General features: G+C 68.3%; 19 protein-coding genes. 13 read left to right on the forward strand and 6 right to left on the reverse strand.

Annotated features, from left to right (window positions below):
* Nucleotides 1-209: 209 nt before the first annotated feature.
* Genes FOC67_RS12545 through FOC67_RS12580 form a run of 8 tightly spaced genes read left to right on the forward strand, consistent with a single transcriptional unit; the run spans nucleotide 210 to nucleotide 6,394 of the window.
* Nucleotides 210-1,421, forward strand: a complete 1,212-nt coding sequence (locus tag FOC67_RS12545) for a PepSY domain-containing protein (RefSeq protein WP_094954645.1) — start codon at nucleotides 210-212, stop codon at nucleotides 1,419-1,421.
* A complete protein-coding gene (locus FOC67_RS12550; protein WP_003111932.1) occupies nucleotides 1,418-1,957 on the forward strand; it encodes a hypothetical protein in 540 nt (179 codons plus the stop codon). The genes FOC67_RS12545 and FOC67_RS12550 overlap by 4 nt, the downstream gene beginning before the upstream one ends.
* The gene (locus FOC67_RS12555) at nucleotides 1,954-2,283 is read left to right on the forward strand and encodes a hypothetical protein (RefSeq protein WP_003089624.1); all 330 of its coding nucleotides are present in this window, start codon (nucleotides 1,954-1,956) and stop codon (nucleotides 2,281-2,283) included. Before FOC67_RS12550 ends, FOC67_RS12555 begins: the two co-directional genes overlap by 4 nt.
* Complete coding sequence (locus tag FOC67_RS12560; RefSeq protein WP_009316177.1) at nucleotides 2,280-2,840, forward strand: DUF6162 family protein; 561 nt, start codon at nucleotides 2,280-2,282, stop codon at nucleotides 2,838-2,840. The genes FOC67_RS12555 and FOC67_RS12560 overlap by 4 nt, the downstream gene beginning before the upstream one ends.
* 32 nt (nucleotides 2,841-2,872) lie before the next feature.
* Nucleotides 2,873-3,826, forward strand: a complete 954-nt coding sequence (locus tag FOC67_RS12565) for a metal ABC transporter substrate-binding protein (RefSeq protein ID WP_003113055.1) — start codon at nucleotides 2,873-2,875, stop codon at nucleotides 3,824-3,826.
* Entirely contained in the window at nucleotides 3,823-4,578 is a 756-nt protein-coding gene (locus FOC67_RS12570) for a metal ABC transporter ATP-binding protein (RefSeq protein WP_003106905.1), read from the forward strand. The genes FOC67_RS12565 and FOC67_RS12570 overlap by 4 nt, the downstream gene beginning before the upstream one ends.
* On the forward strand, nucleotides 4,575-5,480 hold the full coding sequence (locus tag FOC67_RS12575) for a metal ABC transporter permease (protein ID WP_003106903.1): 906 nt from the start codon (nucleotides 4,575-4,577) through the stop codon (nucleotides 5,478-5,480). Before FOC67_RS12570 ends, FOC67_RS12575 begins: the two co-directional genes overlap by 4 nt.
* The gene (locus FOC67_RS12580) at nucleotides 5,477-6,394 is read left to right on the forward strand and encodes a metal ABC transporter solute-binding protein, Zn/Mn family (RefSeq protein ID WP_003120118.1); all 918 of its coding nucleotides are present in this window, start codon (nucleotides 5,477-5,479) and stop codon (nucleotides 6,392-6,394) included. The genes FOC67_RS12575 and FOC67_RS12580 overlap by 4 nt, the downstream gene beginning before the upstream one ends.
* A 99-nt stretch (nucleotides 6,395-6,493) precedes the next feature.
* On the opposite strand, the gene FOC67_RS12585 is transcribed toward FOC67_RS12580, so the two are convergent.
* The 5 genes from FOC67_RS12585 to FOC67_RS12605 all read right to left on the reverse strand — a co-directional run bounded on the left by FOC67_RS12585 (nucleotide 6,494) and on the right by FOC67_RS12605 (nucleotide 10,880).
* Entirely contained in the window at nucleotides 6,494-7,258 is a 765-nt protein-coding gene (locus FOC67_RS12585) for a thioesterase II family protein (protein ID WP_009316180.1), read from the reverse strand.
* Nucleotides 7,259-7,477, reverse strand: coding sequence for an MbtH family protein (locus tag FOC67_RS12590; RefSeq protein WP_003089636.1), 219 nt, complete (start codon nucleotides 7,475-7,477; stop codon nucleotides 7,259-7,261).
* 77 nt (nucleotides 7,478-7,554) lie between these two features.
* Nucleotides 7,555-8,964 (reverse strand): aspartate aminotransferase family protein, encoded by a 1,410-nt coding sequence (locus tag FOC67_RS12595; RefSeq protein WP_009316181.1) that lies wholly within the window; start codon nucleotides 8,962-8,964, stop codon nucleotides 7,555-7,557.
* Between the two features lie 178 nt (nucleotides 8,965-9,142).
* A complete protein-coding gene (locus tag FOC67_RS12600; RefSeq protein ID WP_003120116.1) occupies nucleotides 9,143-10,462 on the reverse strand; it encodes a sorbosone dehydrogenase family protein in 1,320 nt (439 codons plus the stop codon).
* Nucleotides 10,455-10,880: a hypothetical protein gene (locus FOC67_RS12605; protein WP_003111287.1), complete on the reverse strand. Its 426-nt coding sequence runs from the start codon at nucleotides 10,878-10,880 to the stop codon at nucleotides 10,455-10,457. Before FOC67_RS12605 ends, FOC67_RS12600 begins: the two co-directional genes overlap by 8 nt.
* Nucleotides 10,881-11,238: 358 nt before the next feature.
* Here FOC67_RS12605 and treA point away from each other — a divergent pair, with 358 nt between their 5' ends.
* On the forward strand, nucleotides 11,239-12,876 hold the full coding sequence (gene treA / locus FOC67_RS12610; RefSeq protein WP_003122365.1) for an alpha,alpha-trehalase TreA: 1,638 nt from the start codon (nucleotides 11,239-11,241) through the stop codon (nucleotides 12,874-12,876).
* Between the two features lie 3 nt (nucleotides 12,877-12,879).
* Here the strand turns inward: treA and FOC67_RS12615 are convergent, their stop codons facing one another.
* Nucleotides 12,880-13,818, reverse strand: a complete 939-nt coding sequence (locus FOC67_RS12615; RefSeq protein ID WP_003111285.1) for a LysR substrate-binding domain-containing protein — start codon at nucleotides 13,816-13,818, stop codon at nucleotides 12,880-12,882.
* A gap of 100 nt (nucleotides 13,819-13,918) precedes the next feature.
* On the opposite strand from FOC67_RS12615, the gene FOC67_RS12620 reads away from it, so the two are divergent.
* The 4 genes from FOC67_RS12620 to FOC67_RS12635 all read left to right on the forward strand — a co-directional run bounded on the left by FOC67_RS12620 (nucleotide 13,919) and on the right by FOC67_RS12635 (nucleotide 18,011).
* Nucleotides 13,919-14,779, forward strand: coding sequence for a pirin family protein (locus FOC67_RS12620; RefSeq protein ID WP_003089646.1), 861 nt, complete (start codon nucleotides 13,919-13,921; stop codon nucleotides 14,777-14,779).
* Nucleotides 14,780-14,876: 97 nt separating this feature from the next.
* Nucleotides 14,877-15,557 (forward strand): hydrolase, encoded by a 681-nt coding sequence (locus FOC67_RS12625; protein ID WP_003139235.1) that lies wholly within the window; start codon nucleotides 14,877-14,879, stop codon nucleotides 15,555-15,557.
* Nucleotides 15,558-15,638: 81 nt separating this feature from the next.
* Nucleotides 15,639-17,057 carry an OprD family porin gene (locus FOC67_RS12630; RefSeq protein WP_003111282.1) on the forward strand — a complete coding sequence of 473 codons (1,419 nt, stop codon included), beginning with the start codon at nucleotides 15,639-15,641 and terminating at the stop codon, nucleotides 17,055-17,057.
* A 33-nt stretch (nucleotides 17,058-17,090) separates the two neighbouring features.
* Nucleotides 17,091-18,011 (forward strand): transporter, encoded by a 921-nt coding sequence (locus FOC67_RS12635; RefSeq protein ID WP_003111281.1) that lies wholly within the window; start codon nucleotides 17,091-17,093, stop codon nucleotides 18,009-18,011.
* Nucleotides 18,012-18,601 lie beyond the last annotated feature (590 nt).

The raw sequence follows: 18,601 nt of genomic DNA on the forward strand, positions 1-18,601 counted from the left end.
CCGATCGGTTTTTTTGCATAGCCATCAGGCGTTTACGGAAGCCCTCGGACAAGCCGCCGGCACCAGGCTGAAAGCAACTGCGAAACATTTGCTTTCATCTTCCCCTTCAGGTTCTACCGGCCTCATTCGTCCTATATGGATGAACGGGGCGCATCCAGTCCCCGCAACCCATGGTCGGTGCCCACGACCCCTAACCTACCGTTAGCCTCATGTCGAAAAAGTCCCGCTCCAGACTCTGGTTCCTCGTCCACAGCTGGCTGGCCCTGCCCATCTGGTTCTTCGTCCTGATCGTCTGCGTCACCGGCACCCTGGCGGTGGTCAGCCAGGAGATCGTCTGGCTGGCCAACCCTGACGTCCGGGCCAGCAAGCCCTACGAAGATGCCGAGCCGCTCAGCTTCAGCCAGGTCCTGAAGGCGATCAACGAAGCCCAACCGGACCTCCTGGTCGAATCCATCCAGCGCCCCGACGAAGAGCATTTCGCCCTTACTGCCGAGGTCAGCTATCCCGGCGGCAGCGAGGCGACCCTGTACATCAACCCCTACACCGGCGCCATCCAGGGCGAAAGCCCCTCCTTCGACTTTCGTCAGTTCACCCGTGCCCTGCACGGATGGTGGCTGGTTCCGTTCAACAACGGCTACAGCTGGGGCTGGTACATGGTCTCGCTGCTCGGCCTCCCCATGCTGGCATCGCTCATCACCGGGCTGGTGGTCTATAAACGATTCTGGAAGGGCTTTCTCAAACCCAGATTACGCATCAACCAGGGCGCCCGGATCTTCTGGGGCGACTTCCATCGCCTGAGCGGCATCTGGTCGATCTGGTTCATCGCCCTGATTTCCATCACCGGCACCTGGTTCCTGATCCAGGCCATCCTTGCCGACAACCACGTCACCCTGACCAACGACGGCATCCCTCCGGTCATCGCACGCGCCGACGTGCCCCGCGCCGCACCCGGTCAGAAGGTTCCATACATCGAGCTGGACGAGGCGGTGCGGCTCGTCACCGGGCGTATCCCCAGCCTGGAGGCCAGCGCGGTGTTCCTGCCCGGCAACGCCTACAGCCCGATGTTCGTGGCCGGACGCGGCTGGTATCCGCTCATGTTCCAGTCGGCCGCGCTGAACCCTTATACCGGCAAGATCGAAACCACCCGCCTGCTCAGCGACCGTACCCCCCTGCAGTTCGTCACCGAATCCATGCGTCCCCTGCACACCGGCGATTTCGGCGGTATCTGGGTCAAGCTGATCTGGTTCGTCTTCGGCCTGCTGCTGAGCATGATGGTGCTCAGCGGCCTGCTGATCTGGAGCAAGCGCACCGCACAGGCCACCGCCGCGCTGGTCAAGCGCGGCAAGCGCCCGGCGCGCCAGCCGAAACCGGCCAAGCCGGCGCCGTTAATGGCCAACCAGACCGCGGAGGGACAGCCATGAGCAAGGCCGCCGTTGCCCAGCCCGTTTCGCCGCTGCGCCAGTTCTGGCTGCGCTGGCGTTTCCACCTGAACGTTCTGCTGATCCTGATCCCGCTCGGTTTCATGCCGCGTTATTTCGCCGACATGGCGTTGTTCTCTGGCAGCAGCGGACTGGGTGAACGCGAGATCGGCGAAGTCCAGGTAGGCCCCTGGAGTCTCAAGCTCGCCGAATGGCGTATCGAACCGCCGCACGACGAAGGCCCCGCCGGCTTCATGAAGGACTTCAATGCCGCCCTCTGCCAGGCCTGCATTCCCCAGGTCAAGGCGACCTACCTGCGCATCGGCAAGCCGCGCAGCCTGCGTGCCGCCGGGGTGATCTTCTTCGGCAGCCCCTACCGCATGGGCACCAGCGTGCCGATCCCGCCGCGCACCCGGCCCGACGCCGAGCTGTGGATCACCATGGAAGGCTGGGACGGCTCCATGCACCAGGCTTCCATTCCCCTGGCCGAGGCATCCCCCGCCACCGTGGCCTGGCTGAACAAACGAGGTAAGCAATGAGCATCCACACCCGCCCCTGGCGCCTGCCCCTGGCCGCCCTGTTGCTCGGTCTGAGCGGCGCGGCCCTGGCGCACAACCCGATCTGCGAATGCGAGGAAGTGCAGGCCGGCGAGATCCGCTGCAAGGGCGGTTTCTCCGACGGCAGCGGCGCCCCCGGCGTAACCCTCGACGTGATCGGCTACGACGAGCAGATCCTGGTTCCCGGCAAGCTCGGCGCCGACTCGACCCTGACCTTCAAGCGTCCCGACGGCGAGTTCTACGTGCTGTTCGACGCCGGCCCCGGCCACGTGGTGGAAATCGACCACGCCGACATCGCCGCGCCATGAGCGTCGAAACCGTCCGCCCGGCCGGCGCCGGCCACGAGACCCTCTACGTACTGCTCGGCAGTGTGCTGATCCTGGCCCTCGCCGCCACGGTGGTCGGGCTGCGCCAGCAGTCCCATGAAGCGCAAGCCCTGGACGCCCACCAGGTGGACGCCCGGCTCGACCTGAATGCCGCCGAACAGGGCATCTACGCCGACCTGCAGGTCGCCGCCGAAGACATCCAGGCGCGCCTGGACGACGGCGAAGCCGCGCCCTCCGTCGACGAACTGGCCGCCGAGGGCTTCCCGCCCTTCGTCGCCGACGTCGCCGCGAGCAGCCGCGGCGAGCACCGCTGGAGCCACGGCGAAACCGCCGGGCGTCCGAGCTACCTGGGCGTCAGCGGCAAGCCCGAGGTGGCCGGCTCGTTCCTCCTGCTGCTCGACCCCGCCGAAGTCTGGCTGAAGCCCGCCGCGGCCGCTGCCGGCGCCGTACCGGGCGACGCCCGAGCCCTGGCCGACGCCGGCTGGCGCCAGGTGGTCAGCCGCTTCGACGCCGGCGTGACCCGTCAGCACCGCCATTGATCGCACATCGACTCCACAGAAGGCGTTTTTCCATGCTGTTCTCCCGTCGTTCATCCCGTCCGCGCGGCCTCGCCGCCCTCCTCCCGGGCCGCGCCCTGCTGGCCGCCCTGCTGCTGGCCCTGCTCGCCCCGCTGGCCCAGGCCGAAGACGGCAAGCGCCTGCGCATCGGCATCACCCTGCACCCCTACTACAGCTACGTGAGCAACATCGTCGGCGACAAGGCCGAGGTGGTGCCGCTGATCCCCGCCGGTTTCAACCCGCATGCCTACGAGCCGCGCGCCGAGGACATCAAGCGCATCGGCACGCTCGACGTGGTGGTGCTCAACGGCGTCGGCCACGACGATTTCGCCGAGCGCATGATCGCCTCCAGCGAAAAGCCCGGCATCCCGGTGATCGAGGCGAACGCCAAGGTGCCGCTGCTGGCCGCCACCGGCATGGCCGCGCGCGGCGCCGGCAAGGTGGTCAACCCGCATACCTTCCTGTCCATCAGCGCCTCGATCACCCAGGTCAACACCATCGCCCGCGAACTGGGCAAGCTCGACCCGGCCAACGCCAAGGCCTACACCCGCAACGCCCGGGCCTACGCCAAACGCCTGCGGGCCCTGCGCGCCGACGCCCTGGCGCGGCTGAACAAGGCCCCGGCCGCCGACTTCCGCGTCGCCACCATCCACGGCGCCTACGACTACCTGCTGCGCGAATTCGGCCTGGAAGTCACCGCCGTGGTCGAGCCGGCCCACGGCATCGAGCCGAGTCCGAGCCAGTTGAAGAAGACCATCGACCAGCTCAAAGCGCTGGACGTGAAGGTGATCTTCTCCGAGATCGACTTCCCCTCCACCTACGTCGAGACCATCCAGCGCGAGTCCGGGGTGAAGCTCTATTCGCTGTCGCACATTTCCTATGGCGACTACAGCGCCGGCAAGTACGAGGAAGAAATGGCGCGCAACCTCGACACCGTGGTCCGCGCCATCCAGGAGTCCGGCGCATGACCGTAGCCGAACGGCTTTGCGCCACGCCTTGCGGGCCGGCCATCGAGTTCGCCGGGATCGACCTGAGCCTCGGCGGCAGCCGCATCCTCGATGGCGTGCGCCTGCGCGTCGAGGCCGGTAGCGTGCACGCGCTGGTCGGACCGAACGGCGGCGGCAAGAGTTCGCTGGTCAAGACCCTGCTCGGGCAGATGCCGCATCGCGGCGAGCTGCGCCTGGAGTGGCCCGGCGCGCCCGGCTGCATCGGCTACGTGCCGCAGGCGCTGGAGTTCGACCGCGGCCTGCCGCTCACCGTCGACGATTTCATGGCCGCCATGTGCCAGCGCCGTCCGGCCTTCCTCGGCCTGTCGCGCAGCCGGCGCCCGGCGATCGACGCGGCCCTGGAACGGGTCGGCATGCTGGCCAAGCGCGGTCGGCGCATGGGCGCCCTCTCCGGCGGCGAGCGCCAGCGCGTGCTGCTGGCCCAGGGCCTGGTACCGCCGCCGCAACTGCTGGTGCTGGACGAACCGATGTCGGCCCTCGACGAGGGCGGCATCCAGGTCTTCGAGCGGCTGCTGCTGGACTGGCGCCAGGCCGGCGTCACCGTGCTCTGGATCGAGCACGACCTGGAGGCCGTCGGCCGCCTCGCCGACCGGGTCAGCGGTCTCAACCGCCACCTGCTGTTCGACGGTCCGGCGGCCAGCAGCCTGACCCCGGAACGCCTGCTCACGCTGTTCTCCACCCAGCCCCGGAAGAACGCGGAGGCCAGCCGATGAACGACGCCTACGAACAACTGCGCCAGGCCGTCCAGGCCTGGGCCGCCGCCGGCTACCTGCCGGAGACCCTGGCCTACGGCTTCGTCGTCAACGCGCTCCTCGCCGGCCTGCTGATCGGCCCGGTGCTCGGCGGCCTCGGCACCCTGGTGGTGGTCAAGCGCTTCGCCTTCTTCTCCGAGGCGGTCGGCCACGCCGCGCTCACCGGCGTGGCCATCGGCATCCTCCTCGGCGAGCCCTACACCGGGCCCTACGGCAGCCTGTTCGGCTACTGCCTGCTGTTCGGCGTCCTGCTCAACTACCTACGCAACCGCACCGGCCTGGCCCCGGACACCCTGATCGGGGTGTTCCTCTCGGTGTCCCTGGCGCTCGGCGCCAGCCTGCTGCTGGTGCTGGCGGGCAAGATCAACGTGCATATCCTCGAGAACGTGCTGTTCGGCTCGGTGCTGACCGTGAACGGCCATGACCTCGCGGTGCTGGCGGCGGTCGCCGTGCTGGTGCCGTGCCTGGCCCTGCCGCTGTACAACCGCATCATGCTGGCCAGCTTCAACCCGCAACTGGCGGCGGTGCGCGGGGTCGCGGTGAAGAGCCTGGACTACCTGTTCGTGGCCCTGGTGACCCTGGTCACCGTCGCCGCGGTGAAAGTGATCGGCGCGATCCTGGTCGGAGCCCTGCTGGTGATCCCGGCGGCGGCGGCGCGCCTGGTCAGCCAGTCGCTGAAAGGGTTCTTCTGGCTGGCGGTGCTGATCGCCACCGTCAGCACGCTGGCCGGTATCCTGTTGCCGATCATGTTCGACCTGCCGATTCCCTCCGGCGCCGCGATCATCCTGGTCGCCGGCCTGGCCTTCGGCCTCGCCGCCATCGCTCGCGGCTGCCTGCCGCACCTGAAAGGAACCCCCGGATGAACCTGAAACCCCATTGCCTCGCCCTGGCCCTGGCTTGCGCCGGACTCGCCGGCCCGCTCCCGGCCCTCGCCGCGACGCCGGCCGCGGCCCAGTCCGCGCCAGTCACGGTACTGGCCAGCCTGCCGGTCACCCACGCCCTCGCCGAACGCCTGCTGCGGGACACCGAGGTCAAGCTGCAACGGGTCGCCCCGGCCAACCTGCCGGCCAGCCGCCAGGCCTCGTTCTTCGCCGGGCGCGGCGCCGGCGGCCTGGCCAAGGCCGCCGGGCAGGCCGACGCGGTGATCGACCTGCGCTCGATCTGGAGCGACGACCCGCTCTATCCGCTGGCCCGCCGTAGCAATATCCGTATCGTCGAGATCGACGCCGCGCGTCCGGTGGACGGCGCCCTGCCCGGCATCGCCCTGCGCCCCGGCAGCGACCTGCATGCCTACCCCTGGCTCAACCCGACCAACCTGGGGCGCATGGCCGATGTCCTTGCCAGCGACCTGGAACGCCTGGCGCCCGGCGCCGCAGCGACCATCCAGGCCAACCTGGCGACGCTGAAGAAGCAATTGCTGGAAGCGACCGCCAGTAACGAGACTCGCCTGGCGAAGGCCGACAACCTCAGCGTGATCAGCCTCTCCGAACGCCTCGGCTACCTGCTCGCCGGGCTCAACCTGGACCCGCTGGACGTGGAGATCCAGGCCGACGACGGCTGGACCGAGACCAATATCCAGGCTTTCGCCGAGGAGCTGAAGAGCGAGGATATCGCCCTGGTCCTGCACCATCGCCAGCCACCCAAGCCCCTCGCCGATGCCATCGCCGCCAGCGGCGCACGCCTGGTAGTGGTGGACACCGAGGCGGCGGACCCGGTGGCCGGCCTGGAAAGCGACATGAAAGCGATAGTCGAAGGGCTGCTGGCCGGTAAAGGCTGAGCCGCGCCTCGTAACGAAAAAGGCCGGGGAGCGCTGCTCCCCGGCCTTTTTTTCGTCGACATCGGACCCGCCGCAGGGCCTATGGCGCCCTCGCGGGCATCAGCAGATCGCCGCCGACTCCACCGCCAACGCCGCGGCGCCCTGCCCCGCGCGCCAGGCCTCGACCTGGCGCTCGACGACCGCCAGCACCTCGGCCTCGCGCTGATGGATGAAGAAGTGCCCGCCGTCGAACAGTTCCAGTTCGAAACCGCTGCGGGTTTCCTCGGCCCAGGCCAGCAACTGTTCCTCGCTGGCCTTGTCCTCCCTGCCGCCAAGCGTTCGGATCGGACAGGCCAGCGGCGGGCGCCGCTGGTGACGATAGCTGCCGCAGAGCAGGAAATCGGCGCGCAGGATCGGCAGGGTCAGGCTCATCAGCTCGCGGTTGCCCAGCACCTCTTCCGGCGTACCTTGCAGGTCGCGCAGGTCGGCGACCAGCTCGGCGTCGCTCTTCGGTTCGGCGAAACCGCGGTCATACTCGGCGCGTCGCGACGGCGCCGCGGTGCCGCAGGCGAAGAACCCCAGCGGCGTCGGGCAACCCAGCTCGCGCAAGGCATACAGCACCTCGCAGGCGAGCAAGGCGCCGAGGCTGTGCCCGAGCATCGCGTAGGGGCCCTGGCGGACCTCGTCGTGCAGCTCGCGCGCCAGTTGCTGCGCCAGGCTCGCCAGGTCGGTCTGCAACGGCTCGGCCATCCGCGCCCCGCGCCCCGGCAACTCCACCGGACGCACCGCCAGCCAGGCCGGCAGCTTGCGCCGCCAGCGGCTGTAGGTCATGGCGCTGGCGCCGGAATACGGCAGGCAGAACAGCCGTACGGGCGTACCGCCCACTCAGCCGGCCGCCTTGTCCATGTGCTGGCGCAGGCTCAGCGGGCGCATGTCGGTCCAGACTTCCTCGATGTAGGCCAGGCAGTCCTTCTTCAGGCCGCTCTTGCCGGCCGCCCGCCAGCCCTGGGGAATCTCCTTGTATTCCGGCCAGATGGAATACTGCTCCTCATGGTTGACCACTACCTGGAACTGGATGTCGTCACGGTCGAACACTGAAGTCATTGCTTGCTCCTGATGGGATCGAACGGCCGCGCGCAGCACGGCCCTTGCGTTGGATAACGAAAAGCCCGGCGAGAAAATTAGCCGGCCAGCGCCGCGCCGAGGGCGCGGGTGAAACGCCGGGCCACCTCGTCGATCTGTTCGGCGCCGATGATCAGTGGCGGCAGGAAGCGCACCACGCTGCCGTGGCGGCCGCCCAGTTCGAGGATCAGGCCGCGCCTCAGGCACTCGCGCTGGACCCGCGAGGCCAGGGCGCCGTCGGTCGGCGGATGACCGAGGGCATCCGCCTCGCCCTGCGGGTCGACGATCTCGACCCCGAGCATCAGCCCCCGACCGCGGATATCGCCCAGTTGCGGATAGTCGCGCTGGAGGATGCGCAGGTGCTCGGCCAGGCGCTCGCCCATGGCCGCCGCGTGGGCCGCCAGGTCGTGTTCCTTCAGGTAGCGCATCACCGCCGAACCGGCGGCCATGGCCATCTGGTTGCCGCGGAAGGTGCCGGCGTGGGCGCCGGGCTGCCATTTGTCCAGCCATTCGCGGTAGACCACCACCGCCAGCGGCAGGCTGCCGCCGATGGCCTTGGACAGCACCACCACGTCGGGGACGATGCCGGCGTGCTCGAAGGCGAACATCCTGCCGGTACGGGCGAAGCCGCTCTGGATCTCGTCGACGATCAGCGCCACCCCGGCCTGCTCGGTGATCCGCCGCAAGCCGCGCAGCCAGTCGAGATCGGCCGGAACCACGCCGCCCTCGCCCTGGACCACCTCGACGATCACCGCCGCCGGCAACTGCACGCCGCCTTCCGGATCGTTCAGCAGGTTCTCCAGGTAGTGCAGGTTCGCCTTGACCCCCGCCTCGCCGCCGAGACCGAACGGGCAACGGTAATCGTAGGGATACGGCAGGAACTGCACGCCCGTGCTGAGCACCGCGCCCAGCGGCTTCTTCGGTCCGAGATTGCCCATCAGCCCCAGCGCGCCCTGGCTCATGCCGTGGTAGCCGCCCTGGAACGACAGGATGGTGCTGCGCCCGGTGGCGGTGCGTACCAGTTTCAGCGCGGCTTCCACCGCGTCGGTGCCGGTCGGGCCGCAGAACTGGATCTTCGCCTCGGCGGCCAGCGCCGGCGGCAGCAGGCCGAACAGGTCCTGGACGAACTGGTCCTTCACCGGGGTGGTCAGGTCGAGAGTGTGCAGCGGCAGCTCGTCGGCCAGAACCTGGCGGATCGCCTCGATCACCACCGGATGGTTGTGCCCCAGCGCCAGGGTGCCGGCGCCGGCCAGGCAATCGATGAAGGTACGCCCCTCGACGTCCTCCACCAGCAGCCCCCTGGCCTTCTTCAGCGCCAGCGGAATCCGCCGCGGATAGCTGCGCGCGTTGGACTCCTGGCGGCTTTGCCGTTCCAGCAAGGGCGACTGGGAGAACTCGTAGAGCGTTTCGCCCTCCGCCGGGGTGGCGCGGAGCGGCTGGTCTTCGATGACGCTGGTGGCGACGTGCATGTCTTCAACCCTCAAGGCGTGGTGGTGTTCCACTGGCAACCGGCGATCCGGCCGCCAGGGGCGGCATTCGCGGATCGGATGCACAGGAGACGCAGGAGGGACGCACGGATTTACTGCGCCGGACCGCAGCACCGTGCCCGGACCGCCAGCTCCGGCCCGGACACCGTCGAGCGGGCCGCTAGTCGGTGCCCGCAGCGCTCACCCGCCAGATCGCGTTGCCGACGTCGTCGGCGATCAGCAACGCCCCGTCGGCCGCCTGCGCCAACCCCACCGGCGCGCCGAACAATTGCTTCTCGTCCGCGGAGACGAACCCGGTCACCACCGGCTGCGGCGCACCGGCGGGCTTGCCGTCGGCGAACGGCACATGGACCACCTGGAAGCCGCTGACCGGCGAGCGGTTCCAACTGCCGTGCTCGCTGACGAAGGCGCCGTTGCGATAGCGCTCGGGCAACTCGTTGCCGGTGTAGAAGAACAGGCCCAGCGCGGCCACGTGGGAACCCAGCGCGTAGTCGGGGACGATGGCCTTCGCCACCAGGTCGGGACGCTGCGGCTTCACTCGCGAATCCAGGTGCTGGCCGAAGTAGCTGTAGGGCCAGCCGTAGAAGCCGCCCTCCCGTACCGAGGTCAGGTAGTCCGGGACCAGGTCGTTGCCGATCTCGTCGCGCTCGTTGACGATGGTCCACAGCTTGCCGGAGACCGGTTCCCACTGCAGGCCGGTCGGGTTGCGCAGGCCGGAGGCGTAGATGCGGCTGCCGCGGCTGGCGACGTCCACCTCGAGAATCGCCGCGCGACGGTATTCGATCGCCGCGCCGTTCTCGGTGATGTTGCTGTTCGAACCGACGCCCACGTAGAGCTTGCGCCCGTCGGGACTGGCGAGCAGCGCCTTGGTCCAGTGGTGGTTGATGGTGTCCGGCAGGTCGGTGAACTCCATCCCCGGGTCGGCGACCCGGGTTTCACCCGGCACGTAGCGGTAGCGCATGATGTTCCCGGTATTGGCGACATACAGGTAATCCCCCACCCGCTGCACGCCGAACGGCGAGTCCAGCCCTTCCAGGAACACGTACTTCTGCCACTGGCCTCCGGCGCCGGCTCGGCGCAGCAGGGTGATGCGGTTGCCGCCCTTGCCGGCCTTGCCGGACTTCCCCTTGACCATCCCCGCGATGAGTTGCTTCGGCGTGGTCACCGGCGCGGTGCCGGGCGAGTTGGCCTCCACCACCAGCACATCGCCGTTGGGCAAGACCAGCAACTGGCGAGGGTGTTGCAGGCCATCGGCGATCTTCTCGATCTTCAGGCCCTGGGCCACCGTCGGCTTGGCCTCTCCCGACCAGCCCACGCCTTCCGGTACCTTCATCGGCGGCAGAAGGAAGTGCTTCGGTTCCGGAAGCGCCGGATTGGCGCCGGTCTGCTGCTGCGGATCGTTCTGCGACCCCTGGTTGCAGCCGGCCAGGACCAGGCCGAGGGCAAGCGCGACGGGGCGCAGCGAGTGGAGGCTAGCCATGCGCCACCTCCTCCGCGGATACCGCCAGGAGCGCCTCTCCCAGCGCCAGCAGCAGCACCGTCGCGATCGACAGCCATAGCCCGGCCGGCATCACCGCATAGGCGTCGCGGCTGTGCACGAAGGCATTGAAGATGGCCAGGACGATGCCGGCGAACTTCAGCAAGGAGGAAACCCTGGCCGCCGCGACGACTGCCGCGCGCCGCAGCAGCCATACGCGGCACAGGTCGACGACGCAGGGCAGGATGGCGAACAGCAGGCCGAGACTGATCAGCCAGGCCGCGCTCTTGCCCCACATCACCTCCGCCGTGGCGAAATAGGTGGCGTCGAAGACCAGAGCGGCGACGAAGAAACCGAAGGGAACCGGGTTGAGGACGTTGTAGAAGGCGTCCAGGGGTCTGAAGCGTAGTGCGGTGGCCATTGCGAAACACTCCTCTCGGGAAACGCAGGCTTCCCGACGTGAAGGGACGGGCAGGAGATTCGAACCGCCGAGGCCCTGCGCAAGGCGCGGGCAGCGGGGAACGGCACGGCGAAACGGCGACTGGGGGGCTCGCGCCCCTTCTGCGACGGACCTGCACGAAGCGCTGGAGTTCAGCCGCAAGGACCTGTCGGAAGCGATAGGTACGCTGGCGATCCTTCCGATGGAACTTCGTGCGCCGCGACTCACCGAAACAGGGGTAGCGCCCTTCCCGGCCCTCCCGCCGGGTTGCCGCGCCGCCCCAGGCGCACCCCGCCGGCGACCGATCCGCGCCCGGCGTTTGCCGAAGAGGAGACAGCCGATGCCTGATCGAACCGCTCTACCCCGCGCCATGCTCGCGGCCTGGGTCCTGCTCCTGCTGGCGGCCTGCAGCCAGGGCCCGGCGCCTACCCCGCCCGCGTCCTGGGGTTGGCAGGACGCCAGCGGCGAACGCGCGATCGCCCCCGACGAAGCCTATCCCGAGCTGTTCCAGGCGGTGCAGGAAAGCCGGCTGTTCAGCGACCAGAAGCACTTCGTCGATGCGCTCCCGCTGCGCGAGCCTGCACGGATCCGCGCCGACTACCTGCGCGAGAGGGAGCGGCCCGGCTTCGACCTGCGCGCCTTCGTCGGCCGCAACTTCGAGGAGTCCGGCAGCGTCGAGACCGCCCCGCCGGAAGCGGGTGCCGATCTCGCCAGCCACATCAGCGACCTGTGGCCGGCGTTGACCCGCCACTACGAGCAGGTGCCGGCCCACAGCAGCCTGCTGCCGCTGCCGAAACCCTACGTGGTCCCCGGCGGACGCTTCCGCGAGGTGTACTACTGGGACTCCTACTTCACCATGCTCGGCCTTGCGGAGAGCGGGCAGCACCAGCGGGTGCGCGACATGCTCGACAACTTCGCCTACCTGATCGATACCTACGGGCACATTCCCAACGGTAACCGCAGCTACTACCTGAGCCGTTCGCAGCCGCCGTTCTTCGCCTACATGGTGGACCTCCAGGCAAGACGCGAAGGCGACGCCGCCTACCGGCGCTACCTGCCGCAGCTACAGAAGGAATACGCCTACTGGATGGAAGGCTCCGCCGGGCTGCGCCCCAACGAGGCGCGCCTGCACGTGGTGAAACTGGCCGACGGCAGCCTGCTGAACCGCTACTGGGACAACCGTGACACACCGCGCCAGGAGTCCTTCCTGGAGGACCGGGCGACCGCCGCGCGCGCCCCGCAGCGCCCCGCGGGCGAGGTCTATCGCGACCTGCGGGCCGGCGCGGAAAGCGGCTGGGACTTCTCCTCCCGCTGGCTGGACGACGGCCGCGAACTGGCCAGCATCCGCACCACCGCCATCGTCCCGGTGGACCTCAACGCCCTGCTCTACCATCTCGAACGAACCATCGCCAAGGCCTGCGCCAGCAGCGCGCTGAAGGCCTGCGAGCAAGGCTACGGAGCCCGCGCGGAGAAGCGACGACAGGCCATCGAAGACCACCTCTGGCACCCGGCGGGCTACTACGCCGACTACGACTGGCAACGCCGGCGGCCCATCGAGCGGATCAACGCCGCCAGCCTCTTCCCGCTATTCACCGGGCTGGCCTCCGCCGAACGCGCCGGTCGTACCGCCGACAGCGTCGCCGCCCAACTGCTGCGCCCGGGCGGACTGGCCACCACCACCCGTGCCAGCGGCCAGCAATGGGACGAGCCGAACGGCTGGGCACCCTTGCAGTGGGTCGCCGTACAGGGCCTGCGCGCCTACGGCCGGGACGCCCTGGCGGAAGACATCGGCCGGCGATTCCTCGCCCAGGTGCAGCAGGTCTACGACCGCGAAGGAAAACTGGTGGAGAAATACGACATCAGCGGCAACCAGGGCGGCGGCGGCGGTGGCGAGTACCCGCTGCAGGACGGCTTCGGCTGGTCCAACGGCGTGACCCTGCAACTGCTCCGACTCTACGGCCCGGGCGCCGGTCGCTGAGCCTCAGCCCGGCGCCGGGTACTGGCGCTGCGCGGCGTCGGCGAAGCCTGCGGCGAGAAAGTCGATCAGCGCGCGGACCGAAGGCAACAGCCCGCGCCGCGAAGGGAACATTGCCACCACCATGCCTTCCACCGGCGTCCACTCCGGCAGCACCCGCACCAGCCGGCGCTCGGCCAGGTCGCGACTGACCACGCAGAGCGGCAGGCCGCCGATCCCGACGCCCTCCAGCACCGCCTGGCGCAAGGTGCCGAGGTCGTCGCTGAGCAGTTGCGGGCGCAGGTTGAGGGCCGCGCTGCTGCCATCCGTGCCGACCAGCCGCAGGCTGCCGTCCAGGCGCGAACGCTCCCAGCCGACGTAGGGCATCGCCGACAGGTCGGCCGGCAGCTCCGGCGGGCGGTAGCGGGCCAGCAGCTCCGGGCTGGCCACCAGCACCTGCGGACTGCGTGCCAGCACCTTCATCACCAGGTCGCTGTCCTCCAGCGGCGGGAAACGCAGCGACAGCGAGATGTCGTAGCCTTCGGCGATCACGTCGACCCGGCGATTGAAGGTCTTCACGTACAGCTCGACGTTCGGATACTGCGCCATGAAGCGCGCCAGCATCGGCGCCAGTTCGAAGTGCAGCAGCGGCGTCGAGCAGGTCAGGCGGACCATTCCGCACGGCTCCGAGCGGTTCTGTTCGATGACGTCCTCGGCAGCCTCCGCTTCCACCGTCATCGCCACGCAATGACGGTAGTAGGCCTGGCCGATCTCGGTCACCTGGAATTGCCGCGTCGAGCGCTGCACCAGGCGTACGCCCAGGCGCGCCTCGAGCTGCGCGACCTTGCGGCTGATGGTCGACTTGGGAATCCCCAGCACCCGCCCGGCGGGGGCGAAGCCACCGTGCTCGACCACCTTGGCATAGATGAAAAGCGCGTTCAGATCGAACACCAGCTCACCACTCATCGTTCCACCTGCGAGACTCTGAGACTTGATTTGCGGACTACCGGTTCCCACTCCCGGGAACTAGCGTATCGCTCCATCGACTCAATCGAGGAGCACCGACGTGAAAAAGGTCCTGGGAATCTACGGCAACGCCAACCGCCACTGGGTGGGCGACGGATTCCCCGTTCGTTCGCTCTTTTCCTACAACACACTGGGCCAGCATATCAGCCCGTTCCTCTTGCTGGACTACGCCGGGCCTGCTGATTTCCCCCCCGCACAGCAGCGCCGCGGCGTAGGCCAGCATCCTCATCGCGGCTTCGAGACGGTGACCATCGTCTACCAGGGCGAGGTCGAGCACCACGACTCCACCGGCGCCGGCGGACGCATCGGGCCGGGGGATGTGCAGTGGATGACGGCGGCCTCCGGGATCCTCCACGAGGAGTACCACTCGGAACGCTTCCGTAGCACAGGTGGAACGCTGGAAATGGTCCAGCTATGGGTCAACCTGCCCTCCAGCGACAAGATGAACCCGCCGCGCTACCAGACCCTGCTGGATGCCGACATTCCCCGCGTCGGCCTGCCCGACAGGGCCGGCGAACTGCGGGTGATCGCCGGACGCTACGGCCGCCACCAGGGGCCGGCGCTGACCCACTCGCCGCTGGCGGTCTGGGACGTGCAGCTGAAGGCCGGCAAGCACCTCGCCCTCGACCTGCCCAAGGGACATACCTGCGCCGTGGTGGTCCTGCGCGGCACCCTCGCGGTCGGCGACGAGATCGTTCGCGAAGCCCAGGTCGCCCTGCTCGACCGCGACGACCCGCGGCTGGAACTGGAAGCCAACAACGACGTGCAGTTGCTGGTGCTCAGCGGCGAGCCGCTGGACGAGCCGATCATCGGCTATGGCCCCTTCGTGATGAGCAGCCGCGAGGAAATCGACCAGGCCATCGAGGACTTCGAGAACGGGCGCTTCATCCGCGCCCACTGAAGTCCGCCCCCCTACGACATGGCCCGCGCAGGAAGCGCGGGCCCGGCCGGGCTTTGCCCGAAATTCACGGACGACCACCCTGCAAGAGGAAATGGAAATGAGCGCTCCCGCCAACTTCAACGGCCAGACCCCGAAGATCGATCCGGCCAACGCCGCCATGTTGCTGATCGACCACCAGAGCGGCCTGTTCCAGACGGTCAAGGACATGCCGATGACCGAACTGCGCGCCAACGCCACCACCCTGGCCAAGGTCGCCACCCTGGCGAAGATCCCGGTGATCACCACCGCCTCGGTACCGCAGGGCCCCAACGGCCCGCTGATCCCGGAGATCCACGAGGCCGCGCCGCACGCCCAGTACGTCGCGCGCAAGGGTGAGATCAATGCCTGGGACAACCCGGAATTCGTCGCCGCGGTGAAGGCCACCGGCAAGAAGCAACTGATCATCGCCGGCACCATCACCAGCGTGTGCATGGCCTTCCCCAGCATCGCCGCGGTACACGACGGCTATCAGGTGTTCGCGGTGATCGACGCCTCCGGCACCTACTCCAAGATGGCCCAGGAAGTCACCCTGGCACGGGTGGTCCAGGCCGGCGTGGTGCCGATGGACACCGCCGCGGTCTGCTCGGAAATCCAGCGCACCTGGAACCGCGACGACGCTGTGCAGTTCGCCGAGGCCTACAGCGCGGTCTTCCCGCACTACCAACTGCTGATCGAGAGCTACGCCAAGGCCCAGGCCGTGGTCAACAACCACGAGCAACTGGATTCGCAGCGCAAGTGATCCATGGGAAGGAAGGGGCTGCACGCCCCTTCTTTTGCCGAGCGGGAGCCTGGTGGACAGCAACGACTACGGACCGGACCCATGCCTGATTCCTCCATGAAGCGCGGGGCTACGCTCTGCCTTGCCCTTGCCATAGGTCCGGGCTCGACCCTCGCCGACGACTCCTTGGGCCATCGCGACAACATCAGCACCGGCCTGAACCAGCGGCAGAAAGCCGAAATGAAGGTGCCGCCGGGCTTCGTCGAAGGCTCGACGCTGAACGGTTTCCTCCGCAACTACTATTTCGCCCGCGACAACCACGACACCCCGTCCCGCCGCGACCAGCGCGAATGGGCCCAGGGCCTGATGCTGTCGTTCCGCTCCGGCTATACCGACACGCCGATAGGCATCGGCCTGGATGCGCACGCCTTCTACGGCCTGCGCCTGGACGGCGGTGGCGGCAGCGGCGGTGCCGGCGTGCTGCCGCTGGACTCCGCCGGTCGCCCCGCCGACAGCTTCTCCGCCGCCGGCGCGGCCCTCAAGCTGCGCGGCCTGGACAGCCTGCTGAAGATCGGCGACCAGTTGCTGGAGAACCCGGTGATCGCCAGCGGCGTCAGTCGCATGGTGCCGCAGAGCTACCGTGGCGTGACCCTGAAGAACTACCATTTCCGCGCGCTCGAACTGGACGCCGGCTTCGTCGAAGCCACCCGCCTGCGCAACCAGAGCGGCCACAGTCATCTCACCAGCGGCTACGGCAACGGCACCAAGGGCGGTATCGCCGCCGATCGCGAAAGCCCGCACATCGCCTGGCTGGGCGCCAGCTACAGCGCCCCCGGCGGCAGCCAGGCGACGCTCTACAGCGGCCGCCTGGAGGACATCTGGAACCAGCACTACCTCGGCCTCAGCCAGCCGTGGCGGCTTTCCAGCCAATTGACCCTGACGCCCTGGCTGCATTACTACAAGACCCGCGACCAGGGCCGCAGCCAGCTCGGCCGGATCGACAACGACCTCTACAACGCCGGCCTGACCCTGGCCGGCGGCGGCCAGTCGCTGAGCCTCAGCCTGCAAAAGGTCGATGGCGACACCCCGTTCGACTTCATCGCGCAGAACGACCGGACCTTCCTCTACGAAAGCAACGCCATGCAGTACGCCGACTTCAACGGCCCCGGCGAGCGCTCGTGGAAGATCCAGTACCAGGCCAGCCTGGCCTTCCTCGCCGCCCCGGACTGGCAGTTCGGCGCCGCCTACGGCCGTGGCCAGGCCGACCTGACCCGGGTCGACCCGGACAGCGCGGGCTACGGCTACCTCTACAACCCCAATGGCAAGAACGCCCAGCACTGGGAACGCGACCTGTCGCTGCGCTACGCCTTCCCCGCCGGCCCGGCCAAGGGCCTCAGCGTGACCCTGCGCTGGGCCACCCACCGCCCCGGCGAAGGCTACACCGCCCCCGGCAACACCCGCGGCAACTCCAGCTCCGACGAATACCGGGTGGTGGTCGACTACCCGATCAGGTTGCTCTGAACCCACGGAACCAGAAAAAAGAGAAACTCCCTCATGCGTGCAGCCCTGCTACCCACCTTCGGCGCCCTCTCCGCCGCACTCTGCCTGGAGGCCCGCGCCGACGCCGTCGCGCTGCCGCCGCTGGCGCTCGGCAACGCCAGCTTCATGGACGGCGTCAGCCGTCCCGGCATGCTCTTCGAACTGCCCCTGCAATACGTTCGGGCGAACAACGCCAGCGACGCCGGCGGGCATTCGGTTCCCGGTCGGCAACGGGTTCGTGGCACCACGCTGTTGCCGCACTTCGCCTACCTCAGCCAGAACACCCTGCTCGGCGCCCACTACGGCGCCGAAGTGCTGCTGCCGCTGGTACGCCTGGACCTCGATATCGACGGCGGCCCGGACGGCCGGCGCACCCGCCAGGGCGACCTGATCGTCAGTCCGCTGATGCTGCAATGGGGCCCCGCTACACTGTTCGGCCGCCCCTACTGGCAGCGCCTGAACTTCGTCTTCTCCCTGCCCACCGGCGACTACGACAAGGACGCCGCGATCAACACCGGCAGCAACACCTGGATCTTCAACCCGCACTACGCCTTCACCTGGGAACTGGGCGAGCGCCTGGAACTCAGCGGCCGCCTGCACTACGCCTGGATCAGCCGCAACGACGACCCCTCGCCGCGCCTGGGCGCAAACGACGTACAGCCGGGACAGGCGCTGCACGCGAACTTCTCGATCTCCTACGCGCTGGACCCGCACTGGCGGATCGGCCTGGCCGGCTACCAGTTGAAACAGATCAGCGCCGACCGCATCGACGGCCACCGGCAGGCCGACTCGCGCGAGCAGGTCTTCGGCATAGGCCCGGGGGTGATGTACAGCCAGGGCAGGCAAACGCTGTTCGCCAACCTCTACGCCGAAAGCGGCGCGCGCAACCGCAGCGAAGGCAACCAACTGACCCTGCGCTACCTGCTGGCGTTCTGAATCGGCGGATAACGCCCTGGAAACGCCGACACCTCCCCAGTTCCGTAGGGCGAATAACCGCTCGCGGTTATCCGCCGCTTATCCGGGGTATCGGCGGATAACGCCCATGGCGTTATTCGCCCTACACACCCCGGAAACGCCGGACAGCACCCCAACTCCGTAGGGCGAATAACCGCTCGCGGTTATCCGCCGCTTATCCGCGACATCGGCGGATAACGCCCATGGCGTTATTCGCCCTACGCCCCCCGGAAACGCCGGACAGCGTCCCAACTCCGTAGGGCGAATAACCGCTCGCGGTTATCCGCCGCTTATCCGCGACATCGGCGGATAACGCCCATGGCGTTATTTGCCCTACACACCCCGGAAACGCCGGACAGCTCCCCAGCTCCGTAGGGCGAATAACCGCTCGCGGTTATCCGCCGCTTATCCGGGGTATCGGCGGATACCGCCTGTGGCGGTATTCGCCCTACAGGCCCTGGAAACGCCGGACAGCTCCCCCGGACATTTCCGCAGGCTCTCTCAGAAGCCCGGGAATTGGATAAAAACCCAGTAGGAGGATGATGGAGGGGCCGGCAAATCCATCCCGCAGG

The sequence above is a fragment of the Pseudomonas sp. FDAARGOS_761 genome (assembly GCF_013343155.1).
GTDB classification, from domain to species: Bacteria; Pseudomonadota; Gammaproteobacteria; order Pseudomonadales; family Pseudomonadaceae; genus Pseudomonas; species Pseudomonas aeruginosa.